This is a genomic window from Roseovarius tolerans, assembly GCF_900109855.1.
Classification (GTDB): Bacteria; Pseudomonadota; Alphaproteobacteria; order Rhodobacterales; family Rhodobacteraceae; genus Roseovarius; species Roseovarius tolerans.
This window is the reverse complement of sequence record NZ_FOBO01000005.1, coordinates 22721-39396: the sequence shown is the minus strand read 5'-3', so window position 1 is coordinate 39396 and position 16676 is coordinate 22721. Positions and strand designations below refer to the sequence as shown.

General features: G+C 64.6%; 17 protein-coding genes. 10 read left to right on the top strand and 7 right to left on the bottom strand.

Features of this window, described 5'->3' with window-relative positions:
- Nucleotides 1–3 precede the first annotated feature (3 nt).
- Nucleotides 4–1215 (top strand): acetyl-CoA C-acetyltransferase, encoded by a 1212-nt coding sequence (locus tag BMX04_RS06205; RefSeq protein ID WP_074785475.1) that lies wholly within the window; start codon nucleotides 4–6, stop codon nucleotides 1213–1215.
- 15 nt (nucleotides 1216–1230) lie between these two features.
- Nucleotides 1231–3426, top strand: a complete 2196-nt coding sequence (locus tag BMX04_RS06200) for a 3-hydroxyacyl-CoA dehydrogenase NAD-binding domain-containing protein (RefSeq protein WP_074785474.1) — start codon at nucleotides 1231–1233, stop codon at nucleotides 3424–3426.
- A gap of 100 nt (nucleotides 3427–3526) precedes the next feature.
- On the opposite strand, the gene BMX04_RS06195 is transcribed toward BMX04_RS06200, so the two are convergent.
- The gene (locus BMX04_RS06195) at nucleotides 3527–4177 is read right to left on the bottom strand and encodes a carbonic anhydrase (RefSeq protein WP_074785473.1); all 651 of its coding nucleotides are present in this window, start codon (nucleotides 4175–4177) and stop codon (nucleotides 3527–3529) included.
- A 164-nt stretch (nucleotides 4178–4341) separates the two neighbouring features.
- On the opposite strand from BMX04_RS06195, the gene BMX04_RS06190 reads away from it, so the two are divergent.
- From BMX04_RS06190 to BMX04_RS06170, 5 genes are all read left to right on the top strand, one after another.
- On the top strand, nucleotides 4342–4722 hold the full coding sequence (locus tag BMX04_RS06190) for a hypothetical protein (protein ID WP_074785472.1): 381 nt from the start codon (nucleotides 4342–4344) through the stop codon (nucleotides 4720–4722).
- 80 nt (nucleotides 4723–4802) lie between these two features.
- A complete protein-coding gene (locus tag BMX04_RS06185; RefSeq protein ID WP_074785471.1) occupies nucleotides 4803–6182 on the top strand; it encodes a leucyl aminopeptidase family protein in 1380 nt (459 codons plus the stop codon).
- Entirely contained in the window at nucleotides 6179–6928 is a 750-nt protein-coding gene (locus tag BMX04_RS06180; RefSeq protein ID WP_074785470.1) for a C40 family peptidase, read from the top strand. The genes BMX04_RS06185 and BMX04_RS06180 overlap by 4 nt, the downstream gene beginning before the upstream one ends.
- Nucleotides 6925–7893, top strand: coding sequence for an agmatinase (gene speB / locus BMX04_RS06175; protein ID WP_074785469.1), 969 nt, complete (start codon nucleotides 6925–6927; stop codon nucleotides 7891–7893). Before BMX04_RS06180 ends, speB begins: the two co-directional genes overlap by 4 nt.
- A gap of 394 nt (nucleotides 7894–8287) precedes the next feature.
- Nucleotides 8288–9502, top strand: a complete 1215-nt coding sequence (locus BMX04_RS06170) for an autotransporter outer membrane beta-barrel domain-containing protein (RefSeq protein WP_139194509.1) — start codon at nucleotides 8288–8290, stop codon at nucleotides 9500–9502.
- Nucleotides 9503–9565: 63 nt separating this feature from the next.
- Here BMX04_RS06170 and BMX04_RS06165 read toward each other — a convergent pair whose 3' ends face one another.
- Complete coding sequence (locus BMX04_RS06165) at nucleotides 9566–9853, bottom strand: accessory factor UbiK family protein (protein WP_074785467.1); 288 nt, start codon at nucleotides 9851–9853, stop codon at nucleotides 9566–9568.
- A 100-nt stretch (nucleotides 9854–9953) separates the two neighbouring features.
- Here BMX04_RS06165 and lgt point away from each other — a divergent pair, with 100 nt between their 5' ends.
- Genes lgt through pgeF form a run of 3 tightly spaced genes read left to right on the top strand, consistent with a single transcriptional unit; the run spans nucleotide 9954 to nucleotide 12654 of the window.
- Complete coding sequence (gene lgt, locus BMX04_RS06160; RefSeq protein ID WP_074785466.1) at nucleotides 9954–10844, top strand: prolipoprotein diacylglyceryl transferase; 891 nt, start codon at nucleotides 9954–9956, stop codon at nucleotides 10842–10844.
- Complete coding sequence (locus BMX04_RS06155) at nucleotides 10841–11902, top strand: class I SAM-dependent methyltransferase (protein ID WP_074785465.1); 1062 nt, start codon at nucleotides 10841–10843, stop codon at nucleotides 11900–11902. Before lgt ends, BMX04_RS06155 begins: the two co-directional genes overlap by 4 nt.
- Complete coding sequence (gene pgeF / locus BMX04_RS06150) at nucleotides 11899–12654, top strand: peptidoglycan editing factor PgeF (RefSeq protein ID WP_074785464.1); 756 nt, start codon at nucleotides 11899–11901, stop codon at nucleotides 12652–12654. Before BMX04_RS06155 ends, pgeF begins: the two co-directional genes overlap by 4 nt.
- A gap of 39 nt (nucleotides 12655–12693) precedes the next feature.
- On the opposite strand, the gene lpdA is transcribed toward pgeF, so the two are convergent.
- The 5 genes from lpdA to odhB form a co-directional block, all read right to left on the bottom strand.
- A complete protein-coding gene (gene lpdA / locus BMX04_RS06145; protein WP_074785463.1) occupies nucleotides 12694–14082 on the bottom strand; it encodes a dihydrolipoyl dehydrogenase in 1389 nt (462 codons plus the stop codon).
- A 135-nt stretch (nucleotides 14083–14217) separates the two neighbouring features.
- A complete protein-coding gene (locus BMX04_RS06140) occupies nucleotides 14218–14613 on the bottom strand; it encodes an MAPEG family protein (RefSeq protein WP_074785462.1) in 396 nt (131 codons plus the stop codon).
- Complete coding sequence (locus BMX04_RS06135; RefSeq protein ID WP_050663161.1) at nucleotides 14610–14843, bottom strand: hypothetical protein; 234 nt, start codon at nucleotides 14841–14843, stop codon at nucleotides 14610–14612. The genes BMX04_RS06140 and BMX04_RS06135 overlap by 4 nt, the downstream gene beginning before the upstream one ends.
- Nucleotides 14840–15046 carry a hypothetical protein gene (locus BMX04_RS06130; protein ID WP_074785461.1) on the bottom strand — a complete coding sequence of 69 codons (207 nt, stop codon included), beginning with the start codon at nucleotides 15044–15046 and terminating at the stop codon, nucleotides 14840–14842. Before BMX04_RS06130 ends, BMX04_RS06135 begins: the two co-directional genes overlap by 4 nt.
- 82 nt (nucleotides 15047–15128) lie before the next feature.
- Nucleotides 15129–16673 carry a 2-oxoglutarate dehydrogenase complex dihydrolipoyllysine-residue succinyltransferase gene (odhB, locus tag BMX04_RS06125; RefSeq protein ID WP_074785460.1) on the bottom strand — a complete coding sequence of 515 codons (1545 nt, stop codon included), beginning with the start codon at nucleotides 16671–16673 and terminating at the stop codon, nucleotides 15129–15131.
- Between the last annotated feature and the right edge of the window lie 3 nt (nucleotides 16674–16676).

The following is a 16676-nucleotide window of genomic DNA, read 5'->3' as shown; positions in this document are numbered from 1 at the left end:
GAGATGACAGATGCCTATATCTACGACGCCGTGCGCAGCCCGCGTGGCAAGGGCCGCAAGGATGGCGCGCTGCACGAGGTAACCGCCGCGCGGCTCTCGGCGGATATGCTCAACGCGATCAGGGAGCGCAGCGGGCTTGAGGGTCACGCCGTCGAGGATGTGATCTGGGGCAATGCCACGCAGGTGATGGAGCAGGGCGGCTGCCTTGCACGTACCGCAGTGCTGGCCTCGGATCTGGACGAGCGCATTCCCGGCCTCTCGATCAACCGCTTCTGCGCCAGCGGAATGGAGGCCGTGAACCTTGCCGCCAACCAGGTCCGCGCGGGGGCCGGGGACGGCTATATCGCGGGCGGGGTCGAGATGATGGGCCGCGTCGCCATGGGCAGCGACGGGGCGGCGATTGCCGTCGACCCCAGCATCGCCATGGACAGCTATTTTGTGCCGCAGGGGATTTCGGCGGATATCATCGCCACCGAATACGGGTTCAGCCGCGACGATGCCGACGCGCTCGCCGTTGAATCGCAACGCCGCGCCGCCGCCGCGTGGGAGGACCGCCGGTTTGACCGCTCGATTGTCGAGATCAAGGATCAGAATGGCCTCTCGATCCTCGGTCATGACGAATACATGCGCCCGGGCACCGACATGCAATCGCTCGGAGCCTTGAAGCCCAGTTTCAAGGATATGGGCGAGGTGATGCCGGGCTTTGATGCCGTGGCCAAGCTGAAATACCCGCACCTTGAGGCGATCAACCACATCCACCATGCCGGTAACTCGTCCGGTATCGTCGACGGGGCGGCGGGCGTACTCGTGGGCAGTAAGGCGTTCGGCGAGAAATGGGGGCTCACCCCCCGCGCGCGCATCCGCCAGACCACCAAGATCGGCACCGATCCGACGATCATGCTGACCGGCCCGGTGCCCGCCACCGAAAAGGCGCTGAAAGACAGCGGCATGGCAATTTCGGATATCGACCTTTTCGAAGTGAACGAGGCGTTTTCCGCCGTTGTCCTGCGCTTCATGCAGGCCTTTGACGTCGATCACTCCCGCCTCAACGTCAATGGCGGGGCCATCGCCATGGGCCACCCGCTCGGAGCGTCGGGCGCGATCATCATCGGTACGCTGCTCGATGAGCTGGAGCGCAGCGGCAAGGGTGTTGGTCTTGCCACGCTCTGCGTCGCCTCCGGCATGGGTGCCGCCACCATCATCGAACGCGTGTAAGGGGAGACTGCGACAATGACCGATTTCACGATGGAAAAAGGCGCCGATGGCGTCGCGATCATCACCTGGGACGTGCCCGGCAAATCCATGAACGTGATGAACCAACAGGGCTTTCTCAACCTCGAGGCGCTGATCGACGACGCGCTCGCCGATGAGGCCGTCAAGGGCGTGATCCTGACCTCCGGTAAGGACGGATCTTTCGCCGGGGGCATGGATCTCAACATCATAGCCAAGATGCGCGACGACGCGGGCGATGAGCCTGCCAAGGGTCTTTTCGAGGGCGTGATGGGCATGCACGCCATCCTGCGCAAGATCGAACGCGCGGGCATGGACGACAAGAACAAGGGCGGCAAGCCGATCGCCGCCGCCCTGCCCGGCACGGCGCTTGGCATCGGGTTGGAAATCCCGCTCGCATGCCACCGCATCTTTGCTGCCGACAACTCGAAGGCCAAGATCGGCCTGCCCGAGATCATGGTCGGCATCTTCCCCGGCGCGGGCGGCACCACGCGGCTGGTCCGCAAGCTGGGCGCGATGTCGGCCTCGCCGCTCTTGCTCGAAGGCAAGCTGAACGACCCGAAAAAGGCCAAATCCGCCGGGGTCGTGGACGAGGTCGTGCCCGCCGATCAATTGATCGAAAAGGCGCGCGAATGGGTGCTGTCCAGCCCCACCATCGTCAAGCCGTGGGATGAAAAGGGCTACAAGATGCCCGGCGGCGCACCGTACCATCCGGCGGGCTTCATGACCTTCGTCGGGGCCTCGGCCATGGTCAACGGCAAGACCCAAGGCGCGTTTCCGGCGGCCAAGGCGCTACTGTCCGCCGTCTATGAGGGCGCAATGGTGCCGTTTGACACAGCGCTGAAGATCGAGGCGCGCTGGTTTACCAATGTGCTGATGAACCCCTCCTCAAGCGCCATGATCCGCTCGCTCTTCATCAACAAGGAGGCGCTGGAGAAAGGCGCCAACCGTCCCGATGTGCCGGATCAGAAGGTGAAAAAGGTCGGCGTCATGGGCGCGGGCATGATGGGTGCGGGCATTACGCTCGTGTCAGCCATGGCGGGCATGCAGGTTGTGCTGATCGACCAGAAACAAGAGGCCGCCGACAAGGGCAAGGCCTATACCGCCGATTACATGGACAAGGGCATCAAGCGTGGCAAGGCGACCGAAGAGAAAAAGCAGGCCGCGCTCGATCTGATCACCGCCACCACGGATTATGACGCTCTCAAGGGCTGTGATCTGATCATCGAAGCGGTATTCGAAGACCCTGCCGTCAAGGCCGAAGTGACCAAGAACGTGCTCAAGGTCGTGGACAAGGATTGCATCTTCGCCACCAACACCTCGACCCTGCCGATCACGGAACTGGCCAAGGCGTCCGACAGCCCTGAGAATTTCATCGGCATCCACTTCTTCTCGCCGGTCGAGAAGATGATGCTGGTCGAGATCATCAAGGGGGCGAAAACCGGCCCGCGCGCCGTGGCCAAGGCGCTCGATTACGTGCGGCAAATCCGCAAGACGCCCATCGTGGTCAATGACGCGCGGTTCTTCTACTGCAACCGCTGCATCATCCCCTATATCAACGAGGGTATCCGGATGGTGGCCGAGGGCGTGGCGCCTGCGCTCATCGACAACGCGGCGCGGCAGTTGGGCTTCCCGGTCGGGCCGCTGCAACTGGTCGATGAAACCTCGATTGATCTGGGGGCCAAGATCGCCCGCGCGACCAAATCGGCCATGGGCGACGACTATCCCGACGCGGCTGTCGACGAGGTGATCTTTTGGATTGAAGGCGAGGGCCGGCTTGGTCGCAAGGCGGGTGCCGGGTTCTTCGATTACGACGACAAGGGCAAGCGTCTGGGGTATTGGAACGGCCTCGCGCAGAAATACCCCCGCGCCGAGGAGCAGCCCGACCTGCACGAGGTGCAGCATCGGTTGATGTTCGCACAAGTGCTGGAAGCGGTGCGCGCGCTGGAAGAAGGCGTGCTGGAGGATATCCGCGAGGGGGATGTGGGCGCGATCCTGGCCTGGGGCTTTGCGCCCTGGTCCGGCGGGCCGTTCGCCTGGCTCGACATCATCGGCACGCCCTATGCCGCCGAGCGCTGCGACCAACTGACCGAGAAATTCGGGCCGCGCTTTGCCACGCCTGCGCTGCTGCGTGAGATGGCCGACAAGAACCAGGGCTTCTATGCCCGGTTCGGCCAGCAGTCACAGGCCGCATAAAGAAAAAACCCCGCGTGCTCCAACCGGGCGCGCGGGGCTTCTTTTTGGCGAAAATACTCAAAATCCCCGGTCTGCCGCAGGGCAGCACCGGGGATTTTCATCACAGCGGCACGAACTCGCCCTGGCTGGCGCTATATTGTTCCAGCGATCCGCTGCCGATTTCGTGCCAGAGCCCGTGCAGCGTCAACTCGCCCGAGGCCACCGCCGCCTCGACGAAGGGAAAGCTCATCAGGTTTTCCAGCGACACCATCACCGCCTGTTTTTCCAGAGCCTTGAGCTGTGCCGCCTCGTCGCTCATGTCCTTGACCCGCTCGTAGCCGGGCCGCAGGATATCGAGCCAGCGGCCCACGAAACTGGTCTGTTCCTCCAGTTCCGGCGCATGGCCCGCGCACATCTGCTGGCAGCCCTTGACGCCGCCGCAGGCCGAATGGCCGATCACGATCAGATGCGCCACTTTGAGCGCGGTCACCGCGAATTCCACCGCCGCCGAGGTGCCGTGCTGCGCGCCGTCGGTCACGTAGGGCGGCACAAGATTGGCGATGTTGCGGTGAATGAAGAACTCGCCCTGATCCGCGCCGAAGATCGAGGTGACATGAACGCGGCTGTCACAGCACGAAATCACCATCGCGCGCGGATGCTGGCCCTGTTGGGCAAGGTGACGGTACCAGGCCTGATTCTCGGTATAGCTGGTGGCCTTCCAGCCGTGGAAGCGGTGCACCAGATAGGTGGGCAGGGGGCGGGCGTAGTCCATGATCTCTCCGGCGCTAGGGGCGGCTCACGGCTGGATAATAGGTATTCACCTCGAATTCGAGCCATAATCCGCAAGCACGGCAACCATTTGGGAACCTTGGCAGTGCCATTCTCTGCGCAGCCGTGGGGGCTGGAACACGACAAGCGGGTGAGAAGGTGAAGAAAGTGGATCAACTGACGGTGCTGCAACAGCACGAATGCGTGCGGCTCGATGCCGACCGGCTAAAGGCGCTTTACCTGGAACTGGGCGAGACCAGCGCCGAGGACGTGGTCTGCCGCGCGCTCGAGGAACTGGCCGCGCGGCTGGGTCATGCCGAGCGGTTCTATCGCGAGGGGCGGTTCAGTGAAATGCGCAAGAGCAGCCGCAGCCTTATCGCGATCGCCGATCAGATCGGCATGGCCCTTCTGGCACGGGTGGCGGGGGATGTGGCGGGCTGCATCGACGCGGGCGATCACAACGGGCTCTCCGCCACCTTCGCACGGCTTTTGCGGATCGGCGAACGCTCGCTCTGCGAGATATGGGAGGCGCAGGACACGCCCTTTTGAGCAGTGCGATTTGACGGGTTGCAGGCGGCGCAATCGCGGCTAGGCTGGCAGGCATCATCCGTTGCAAGAGGTCCGCCCAAATGAGCCTGACATTCGCCGCCCCCGACACGCCCGCAATCCCGCTGCACGTGCTGGAAGAGGGCGCGCTCGCGGACTGGCTCGACGCGCAGCCCGCGCAGATCGCGGCCTGGGTGCGGGCCATGGGCTTCACCGGCGCGCTTGGTCGCGCGCTGGCCGTGCCGGACGCGGCAGGCGGCATTGCCTTGGCGCTTGCGGGCTATGGCAGCGCCACATCGCGCGCCCGGGCGCGGTTTCATATGGCGGGTGTGGCATCGGCCCTGCCCGAGGGCACCTACCGGCTGGAAGGTTTGCCCCAAGAGGCGGCAGAGACCGAGGCGCTTGGCTGGCTGCTGTCGCATTATGCCTATGAACGCTACCGCGAGCAGAGCCCGGCCAAGGCGCGGCTGGTGGCACCCGACGGCGTCGATGCCGCGCGGCTGGAGGTGATCGCGGCGGGCGAGGCGCTGACCCGCGACCTGATCAATACCCCGGCCAACGATCTTGGCCCCCATGCGCTGGAGGCCGCCTGCATCGCCATCGCCGATCAACAGGGCGCGCGGCTCAGTTGCACGCGCGGCGCGGACCTGCTGGAGCAGAACTTTCCCTTGATCCACACCGTCGGGCGCGCCGCCACGCAGGCCCCGCGCCTGATCGAGATGACATGGGGCGAGAGCGGACCGAACCTGACCCTTGTCGGCAAGGGCGTCTGTTTCGACACGGGCGGGCTCAACCTGAAGCCCGGGTCGTCCATGGGGCTGATGAAGAAGGACATGGGCGGCGCGGCGACGGTTCTGGGGCTGGCGCATATGATCATGGCGCTCGATCTGCCGCTGCGGCTGCGGGTGCTGATCCCGGCGGTGGAAAACGCGGTTGCGGGCAATGCGTTTCGCCCCGGTGACATCCTGACCGCGCGCAACGGGATGACCGTGGAGGTCAACAACACCGATGCCGAGGGGCGGTTGGTGCTGGCCGATGCATTGGCCTACGGGGCGGAAGACAAACCCGATCTGATGATCTCCATGGCCACCCTTACCGGGGCCGCGCGGGTGGCGCTCGGGCCGGATCTCGCGCCCTATTACACCGATGATGCGGGCTTTGCGACGGCGCTGGAACGTGCCGCCGACCACGTTGACGATCCGGTCTGGCGGCTGCCCTTTCACACACCCTACGAGGCGATGATCGAGCCCGGCATCGCCGATCTCGACAACGCGCCCTCGGGTGGGTTTGCAGGCTCGATCACCGCCGCGCTTTTCCTGCGCCGCTTTGCGGGCGGGTTCAATTACAGCCATTTCGACATCTATGGCTGGTGCCCCACCGCCGCCCCGGCGCGGCCCAAGGGCGGCGTCGGCATGGGCGCGCGCGCGCTTCTGGACGCCCTGCCCGAGGTGCTCGATCTGTGACTGCCACGCGTCTCATCGACTGGCCGCTGGTCGATCTGCGGCGCGCCCCGGAGGGTGCGCGCGACCGGCAGTTGCTGATGGGTGAAGCAGTGCAGCTTGTGGGGATCAAGGGCGCATGGGCCGAAGTTGCCGCGCTGCGCGACGGCTATCCCGGCTATATCCCCGAGGCGGCGCTGACCACCGGCACCGTCACTCACCGGGTCAGCGCGCGCGCGACGCATGCCTACAGCGCCCCCGATTTCAAAAGCCCCGAGCGGGTCAGCCTCAGCCACGGCGCGCGGCTTGATGTGCTCTCGGAACAGGGCCGTTTCGCGGAAACCCCGCAAGGCTATGTCCCACGCGCGCATCTGATTCCTCTGGACCAACGCGAGACCGATCCCGTAGGCGTTGCCGAAATCTTGATCGGCACTCCCTATCTTTGGGGCGGTAATTCCGCTTTTGGCATCGACTGTTCGGGACTGGTGCAGGCGGGGTGCGTCGCCTGTGGCCTGCCCTGCCCCGGCGATAGCGGCGATCAGGAGAGTGCCCTGGGCGAAGCGCTGCCCGAGGGTGCCGCCCTGAGACGCGGCGATCTGCTGTTCTGGCGCGGGCATGTGGCCTGGGTCGCAGACCCGGAAACGCTGATCCATGCCAATGTGCACCACATGGCGGTGACCTATGAGCCGGTGCAGGCTGCCATTTCCCGGATCGCGGCGCAGGGCGACGGCCCGGTGACCGCCCGCAAACGACTGAAAGGACTGACATGACCTCCGATCCCTTCTTCCATCCCGTTTCGGGCTTCGAGATGCCGCGCTTTGCCGGGGTGCCGACCTTCATGCGCCTGCCTTACGTGCCCAAGGGGCATGAGCGTTATAGCGACGTGCAGATCGGCCTCATCGGGGTGCCGTGGGATAGCGGGACCACCAACCGGCCCGGCCCGCGCCACGGGCCGCGGCAGTTGCGCGATGCCTCGACCATGATCCGCGCGCAGCACCCGACCTCTGGCATGCGCCCGTTCGAGGCGGTGAATTGCGCCGATCTGGGGGATGTGGGGCCGAACCCGGCGGATATCATCGACAGCATGGCGCGGATCACCGAGTTTTACGACGGAGTGACCGCCGCGGGCATCATGCCGCTGACGGCGGGGGGCGATCACCTGACAACGCTGCCGGTGCTGCGGTCACTGGCGCGGCGTGCGCCCGTCGGCATGATCCACTTCGACAGCCATACCGACCTCTATCATTCGTATTTCGGCGGCACGATGTATACCCACGGCACCCCGTTCCGGCGCGCGGTCGAAGAAGGGCTGCTCGACCCCAAGCGCGTGGTGATGATCGGGCTGCGCGGGACCATGTATGACACCGAGGATCGCGATTTCGCCGCCGCCGAGGGCATCCGCCTGATCCTGATCGAGGAATTCCACGCCCGCGGCCCCGAGGACGTGATGGCCGAGGCGCGCGAGATTGCGGGCGAGGGCGACACCTATGTCAGCTACGACATCGACTTTGTCGATCCGACCTTTGCCCCCGGCACCGGCACGCCGGAGGTCGGCGGGCCGAACAGCTATCAGGCCCTGCAGGTGGTGCGTGGGCTGGAGGGGGTCAGAATCGTCGGCGCCGATCTGGTCGAGGTCTCGCCGCCCTTCGATGCCTCCGGCAACACCGCGTTTCTCGGAGCGTCGATCATGTTCGAACTGCTCTGCGTCATGGCGGGGGTTCGACGCGCGCAATAAGCACATCGCGCCCGGGCCTGTGTTGCGCGTTGGAGACAGATCTTGAGATATGGAAAGCTCCAGTTGTGAGCCCCTCGCTAGCATGTCACACACATGTAATTGTGTTAAAAAGTGAAGAGTTGGGGTGGTACCACCGGAGCGATCGCGGCCTGTGCAGAGAACCCTGCCCCGCGCGCAACAGGCTGGACGAGATATTCAGAGCAGGATCAGGGCTTACCAAAATGAAAAGATTTTTCTTCGCGACCACGACGGCACTTGCACTGGTTGCCGGTTCTGCCGCTTTGGCGCAAAGTTCCATATCAACGGTGACACGACGGGCGCGCCCACGTGGAACAGACCGATAGGTGCCGGGCCGGGCTTGTCGGGCTCTGGCAACGCGACACCGTTTCAGACCGTGAACGTGACGATCACGCAGCCGCTGTCATTCTCAGCAGAGACGACAGTAGCCGGTTTCGACACTTATCTGCACCTCTACCAGACCAGCTTTGCCCCCAATGCGCAGCTGACGAACCTTGTCGCGGGCGACGATGATGGCGGGGCGGGTCTTTTGTCGTTGATCAACGCGGCCAATGACGGGCCCTTCACGCCCGGGCAATATGTCGTCGTGGTCAGCGGCTTCAGCAATGGCTCTTTCGGCACTTATACGCTGGAGATCAACGGGGCGATTCTCGGGTTTACAGGGTCGCTGCTCGACGAGTTGGAAGCGACGGCGGGCACGCTCGCGCGTCTGACCACCCGCCAGAGCTTTGGCAACACGCGTAGCGGCGCGCAGAACAGTTTTGCCACACGTGACCTGCAATCGCCGCTCGGCTTTGGCGGAAATGTCGAAGGCGCGCCGGTCGTATCGTCGCAAAACGGCCAACTGATGGGCAGCCTTTATGTGTGGGGCGAATTCTCGGGCTTTCGTGCGGACCACAAGGGCAGCAATAGCCCGCGCCAATTCCTGAGCACGGGCCTTCAGGTCGGTGCCGACGTCGCGCTCGACGACAATTTCGTCGCGGGCCTTTCTGCCGGATACAACGACCTGGAAGAGCGCAGCACAAACATCGAAACCGAGGGCGATTTCTTCTACGTTCAGCCCTATCTCGGCTATCGCCGCGGGGCATGGTCGGCAGAGGCGTCGCTGATGTACGGCGAAGCCGACTATGACCAGATCAGCATCGGCGGCAAGGGCACGGCAAACAGCGATGTCTGGGCCATCGGCCTGTCGGTCGCGCGCGATCTCGAGATGAGCAATTCGATCACGCTGACCCCGATGGCCTCTGCCCGCTACGGTGAAGAGGATATCACCGGCAAATCCGGAACGCTTGCCGGGGCAGGCTCGACAACGGTCGATTTCAGCGAATACTCGGTCGGCGCACGCTGGACCCGGACCACACAGAACGGAGTGAACTACATCGGTCTGCATGCCAACTACGTTGACAGCAGCGCGCCGCAGGCGCTCGCTGGGGGCGGTTTCGACCCCGAAGGCCTGAGCGGGCGCGTGGAATTCGGCGGCGGCGTTCGAGTGACTGCGAACAGCGACCTGAGCATGGGCTTTCAGATCGGCGGTATCGGCTCGGATCTTCCGGATTACGCCGCGCAGGTGCGTTACGGCATGAATTTCTGAACGCCTGACGCCATCCTAAACAGCACGGGCGGAGACAGCGATGTCTCTGCCCTTTTTTTCATGTCATCCGGGCCATGATCCGTCGCCCGGCAGGCCGCAATCGGCTAAGGACTTGCCCTGTTCCAGTGCGTCGATCCGGGCCTTGAGCGCCTCGTTTTCCTCACGGGCCTTTTGCGCCATGGCGCGAACAGCATCGAATTCCTCACGGGTGACGAAATCGCGATCGGCGAGCCAGCGGTCGATCATCGACTTCATCGCTGTCTCGGCCTCGTCCTTGGCCCCTTGGGCCACGCCCATGGCATTGGTCATCAACTGGCTGATATCGTCGAGCATCTTGTTTCGGGTCTGCATGGCATGTGCCTCCGGCGTTACATCTCATCCCCATATATGGCCCGAGGGCGGTCGATCACAAGGTTGACTTTCCCCGCAGCACAAAGGCACAGAGACACCCATGCAGGCCGTGATCCCCTTCCCCGATATCGCGCCGGAGATCTTCTCGATCTCGCTCTTCGGCATGGAGTTCGCGCTGCGCTGGTATGCGCTGGCCTATATCGTCGGGATCGTCATTGGCTGGCGCATTGTGGTGGCCAGCGTTCGGCGACCAGCGCTCTGGCCCGATAACACCGCGCCGATGGATGCACGCGCGGTCGAGGATCTGCTGACATGGGTGATCCTCGGTGTGATCCTGGGTGGCAGGCTGGGGTATGTACTGTTTTACCAGCCCTCCTACTACCTCGCCAATCCGGGTGAGATCCTCGCTGTCTGGCAGGGCGGCATGGCGTTTCACGGCGGGCTGATGGGGGTCGTGCTGGCGGTGGTGGTGTTCTCGGCGCGGCGCGGCATTCGCTGGCTGTCGGTGGCGGATGTGCTCTGCATGGTGACGCCGGTGGGGCTATTGTTGGGACGAATCGCCAATTTCATCAACGCAGAGCTTTGGGGGCGGCCCACCGACCTGCCTTGGAGCGTGGTCTTTCCAAGTGCCGCGGCACAGGATTGCCCTGACATACTAGGCCTCTGCGCGCGCCACCCCTCGCAGCTTTACGAGGCGGCGCTCGAAGGGCTGATCCTCGGGGCGGTGTTGCTATGGCTGGGCTGGCGGCGCGGCGCGCTGAAAACCCCCGGCACGCTGACCGGCCTGTTCTTTGCAGGCTATGGTGCGGCGCGGTTCCTGGTGGAATTCGTGCGCCAACCCGACGCGCAATTCGTCAGCGAAGGCAATCCGCTGGGTCTGGCGTGGCATGTGGCCGGCTATGGCCTGACCATGGGGCAAATCCTGTCGCTGCCGATGATCGCCTTCGGCATCGGCATGATCCTCTGGGCGCGCAGGACCCGCCCTTCGTGACGGCGCTCGGGCGTCATATCACCGCGCGGATCACCGCCACCGGGCCGATCACGTTGGCCGATTACATGGCGACCTGCCTTATGCATCCCGAGATGGGCTATTACGCCACGCGCGATCCGTTGGGGGCGGCGGGCGATTTCACCACCGCGCCGGAGATCAGCCAGATGTTCGGTGAATTACTGGGGCTGTGCCTGGCGCAGACATGGCTCGATCAGGGGCGGCCCGCGCCCTTTGCCTTGGCTGAACTCGGGCCGGGACGTGGCACGCTGATGGCCGATATCCTGCGCGCCACCAAGGGCGTTCCGGGGTTCCACGCAGGCGCGCAGGTGCATCTGCTAGAGACCTCCCCCACCCTGCGCGAGAAACAGGCAGAGAGCATTCACCATGAGAGCGTGGCATGGCACGACAGGGTCGAGGACTTGCCCAACCTGCCGCTCTTTCTGGTGGCGAACGAGTTTTTCGATGCCCTGCCGATCCGGCAATTCCAGCGGCAGGGCGCAGCCTGGCACGAGCGGGTCGTGGGGCTGCGCGAGGGCGCGCTGACCTTCGGCCTCGGCGGGCCGATAACGCCGCCCGACCTGGCGCATCGGCTGGCGGACACCCAAGACGGCGACATCGTCGAAACCTGCGCCCCGGGCCGCGCCATCGCCCAAGAGATCGGCAGCCGGATTGAGGCGCGCGGCGGTGCTGCACTGATCGTCGATTATGGCGACTGGCGCTCGCTGGGCGATACGTTTCAGGCGGTGCAGGATCATGCGCCGGTCGACCCGCTGGCCGCACCCGGCGAGGCCGACCTGACCGCGCATGTGGATTTCGAGGCGCTGGCCGAGGCTATCCCCTGCGCGCATGCCCGTCTCATCCCGCAGGGCACGCTGCTCTTTCGTCTGGGCATCGAGCCGCGCAAGGAGGCGCTGGCGCGCAATCTGAGCGGCACCGCGCGCGACAGCCACCTGGCGGCATTTCAACGCTTGACCGGCCCCGAGGAAATGGGGAGGCTCTTCAAGGTGCTCGCCCTGCATCCAAAGGCCCTGCCACCCCCGCCCGGATTTGACCCATGACGCTTGAAATCCTGACCTCGGACAGCCTCGCGCCTTTGCGCCACGGGTTCTTTACCCGGCGGGGCGGGGCATCCTCGGGTGTGTTCGCAGGGCTCAATTGCGGGCCGGGATCATCGGATCAATCCGAGATCGTGACGATCAACCGCGCCCGCGTGGCTAAGGCGATGTCGGTGCAGCCTGCGCAGCTCGCGACGGTGCATCAGGTGCATTCGGCGGATGTGGTGACGGTCGATGGCCCGTTGGCCGAGCGACCCCGCGCCGACGCGATGGTGACGGCCACCCCCGGCGTGGCGCTTGGCGTGCTGACGGCGGATTGTCAACCGGTTCTATTCGCCGATACGCGGGCCGGGGTGATCGGTGCCGCGCATGCGGGCTGGCGCGGCGCGCTCGACGGGGTGCTGGAGGCGACGGTCGCGGCGATGGAGGGGCTGGGTGCCGCGTGCAACCGGATCACCGCCGTGATCGGCCCCTCGATCAGCCAGGGGGCCTACGAGGTGGGCCCGGAATTCCTTGAGGATTTCATGGCCGAAGACCCCGCCTATAGCCGGTTTTTCGCCTCAGGAGAAAACGGGCGCTATCAGTTCGATCTGCCCGGTTTCGGCCTGCATTGCCTGCGCCGCGCGGGCGTGGGCGAGGCGGAATGGACGCGGCATTGCACCTATGCCGACCCCGCGCGGTTCTATTCCTACCGCCGCGCCACCCACGCGGGCGAGGCCGATTACGGGCGCTTGATTTCGGTGATCCGGCTTTAGTGGTCGCCCCGCCCTGACGGACGGGGCAAGCGACATCCCTCAGCTGTGGATCGGGCCGTCGCCGCAGGCGAGGGCGGCCTCGCGCACGGCCTCGGAATAGGTAGGGTGCGCGTGGCAGGTGAGGGCGAGATCCTCGGCGCTCGCACCGAACTCCATCGCGACGCAGATCTCGTGGATCAAATCGCCCGCCATCGGCCCGATGATATGCGCGCCCAAGATGCGGTCGGTCTCCTTGTCGGCAAGGATCTTGACGAACCCCTCGCCCGCGAAATTCGCCTTGGCGCGGCCGTTGCCCATGAAGGAGAACTTGCCGACCTTGTAGGCACGTCCTTGATCTTTCAGGCTTTCTTCGGTCTCGCCGACATTCGCGACCTCGGGATGGGTGTAGATCACGCCGGGGATGACGTTGTAATTCACATGGCCATGCTGACCGGCCAGAACGCAGGCGACGGCCATGCCTTCGTCCTCGGCCTTGTGGGCGAGCATGGGCCCTTCGATGGCGTCGCCGATGGCGTAGACGCCCTTGACGGAGGTCTGCCAGTGGTCGTCGGTCTTGATCTGGCCGCGCTTTGTCATCTCGACACCTAGGCTGTCGAGGCCGAGGCCATCGACATAGGGTTTGCGGCCCGTGGCGACGAGGACCACATCGGCGTCAAGCTGATGTTCGGTGTCGTCCTTGCGCAGTTTGTAATTGACCTTGGCCTTGGTCTTGAGCGCGTCGACGGATTGCACGGCGGCGCCCATGACGAATTTAATCCCCTGTTTTTTCAGGATTTTCTGGAAGTTCTTTTGCACTTCGCCATCCATGCCGGGGGTGATCGCGTCGAGATATTCGACCACTGTCACCTCCGAGCCGAGCCGGGCATAGACCGAGCCCATCTCGAGCCCGATGACGCCTGCGCCGATCACCACCATGGTCTTGGGCACCTTGGGCAGTTCCAGCGCGCCAGTGGAGGTGACGACCACCTTTTCGTCGATCTCGACACCCGGCAGGCTGCTGGATTCAGAGCCCGAGGCGATGATGATACTCTTGGCCTCATGGGTGTCGTCACCGACCTTGACGCGGCCCGCCTCGGGGATCGAGCCCCAGCCCTTGAGCCAGTCTATCTTGTTCTTCTTGAACAGAAATTCAATGCCCTTGGTGTTCTGGCCAATGACGTCATGCTTATAGGCGAGCATCTGTTTCCAGTCGACCGAAGGCGACTTGCCCTTGAGGCCCATCTTGGCGAAATTATGCTCGGCCTCATGCAGCATGTGGCTGGCGTGCAGCAGTGCCTTGGAGGGGATGCAGCCGACGTTGAGGCAGGTGCCGCCCAAGGTTTCGCGGCCCTCGACCACGGCGGTTTTCAGGCCCAGCTGGGCGCAGCGGATGGCGCAGACATAGCCGCCGGGGCCGGAGCCGATGATGATCACGTCATAGGATGCCATGGGTCAGAGTCCTTTCATTTTGCGCGTCGGTACCCGCGTCGGTATTCTGTCGGTATTGCGTCGGCGGGGTTTGGGGGCGCTGCCCCCGTCGCGCGCGGCGCGACTCCCCCGGAATATTTTTGGCAAGATGAAGCATCAGACGAGCGCCGCCAAGAGCATGAGCAAGGTGGCGAGGAAGCCCACGGCCCAGATCAGCGAGCGCCATGGGCGCAGGCCGAAATAATAGGCCGGGATATAGGCGACGCGGGCGGCGAGGTAGGTCCAGGCGCAGGCGGCGGTGAAGATGTTGGACTTGTCGCCGAGCGTGACGGTGACGCAGGCGATGGTGAAGAGGATCAGCCCTTCGAAATGATTGCTCAGCGCCCGGCCCAGACGGGCGGTGCCGTCGGACATCTGTTTCGACGGTTCGCGGTCGCGGGCGGACATGGTGTAGCCGGGGCCAAGTTCGAGATTGGCCGGGACCGCGTAGAGCAGGTATTGGACGACCTGCAGGAGCGCGGCGAGGGTGAGGGTGAGGAGTTCGGGGGTCATGTTGTCTCCAACAAATGATGGGCGGAGGGGCCGTGACCGAGACCGGATTCCTTTTCGACCCAGGCCTTTGCGCGCTCGGAGTCGTTCACATCTAAAAGAACCCAATGCGCGCCCGTGCCCTCGCGCCACATCTGAAGCTGGGTGAGCCCGGCATTGGCGCGGTCCTCGGCGCGGGCGTCGTGGGTTTTCTGATCGAAGCTGTCGTAGCGGAGGAGGAGTTGGGTGGTCATTTCATCACTTCAAGTGTTTCTCGCGCCTGCGCAATCGCATCATCCACGGAGCGGCCCTCCTCATGTTCCTCAACGATCCGTTGCAGCACGGCGCGCAGGTGGGCGGCTTCGCCGGGGGCGACGGGGCGGGCGCGGGCGAAGAACTCCGCGTCTAGGTGCGGGTTTTCGTCAATTCCTTCGGGTGGCTTGGCGCGGGCGGTCATGGAGTTTCCCTCCGGTGGGTGTGGTGGTGGGTTTGAAACCCACCCTACGGCCAAGCGGTAGGGTGGGGTTTCGCCCCACCTGTTACAGATCCATCAGCAACCGCCGGGGGTCTTCGAGCGCCTCTTTGACGCGGACGAGGAAGGTCACCGCGCCCTTGCCGTCGACGATGCGGTGGTCGTAGCTGAGGGCGAGGTACATCATCGGCCGCGCCTTGATCTCGCCATTGACGACCATGGGCCGCTGCTGGATCTTGTGCATGCCGAGGATGCCCGACTGCGGCGGGTTGAGGATCGGTGAGGACATCAGCGAGCCGTAGACGCCGCCGTTGGAGATGGTGAACGTGCCGCCCTGCATTTCGGCCATCGAGAGCTTGCCGTCGCGGGCGCGGGCGCCTTTCTCGGCGATGGCCTTTTCGATGGCGGCAAAGCCCATCTGGTCGGCGTCGCGGATCACCGGCACGACGAGGCCGGTGGGGGTGCCCGCCGCGATGCCGATATGCACGAAGTTCTTGTAGACGATATCGGTGCCGTCGATCTCGGCATTGACCTCGGGCACTTCTTTCAGGGCGTGGCAGCAGGCCTTGGTGAAGAAGGACATGAAGCCGAGTTTCACGCCGTGTTTCTTGTTGAACTCGTCCTTGTACTCGTTGCGCAGGGCCATCACCTCGGTCATGTCCACCTCGTTATAGGTGGTGAGCATGGCGGCGGTGTTCTGGCTGTCCTTGAGACGGCGGGCGATGGTCTGGCGCAGGCGGGTCATCTTGACCCGTTCCTCGCGCTCGGCATCCTCGGCCGGGCTGGCCGCGCGCGGCGCCTGTGCCGGGGTCGAGGACGCGGCGGGGGCCTGCGTGGCGGCGGCGGCAGCCTTGGCCACATCGTCCTTCATCACGCGGCCATCGCGGCCCGAGCCCTGCACCTGATCGCGGCTGACGCCCTTTTCGGCCATCGCCTTTTTCGCCGAAGGGGCATCTTCGACATCCTTGCCGGAGGCGGCGGGTTTGTCGTCACCGGCCTCATCGGCGGGCTCGGGGCGTTTTTGCGGCTCGATCGTGCCATCGGCGGAGCCGGAGAGGATGGCAAGCTTGCCACCGGCCTGCACCGTGTCGCCCTCTTGCGCGAGGATTTCGCAAAGCGTGCCTGCGGCGGGGGCGGGCACCTCGACCGAGACCTTGTCGGTCTCGAGCTCACACAGCATCTCGTCCTGTGCCACGCTGTCGCCGACCTTTTTGAACCAGGTCGAGACGGTGGCCTCGGAGACGGATTCGCCAAGCGTGGGGACCATCACGTCGGTGTTGCCCTTGTCGCCATTGCTGCCCGAGGCGGCCTGTGCGGTCTTGGCCTTGTCGTCCTTGGGCTCTTTCGCCGGGGCGGATTTCGACTTGCTGGCTTCGCCCTCGGTGATGGTGGCGAGGAGCGCATCGACGCCCACGGTCTCGCCCTCGGCGGCGACGATCTCGCCCATGGTGCCGGCGGCGGGGCTGGGCACCTCGACGGTCACCTTGTCGGTTTCCAGCTCGCACAGCATCTCATCCGCGGCGACGGGATCGCCGGGCTTCTTGAACCATGTGGCCACGGTCGCCTCGGAGACGGATTCGCCAAGGGTGGGGACACGAACTTCGGTGCTCATCAC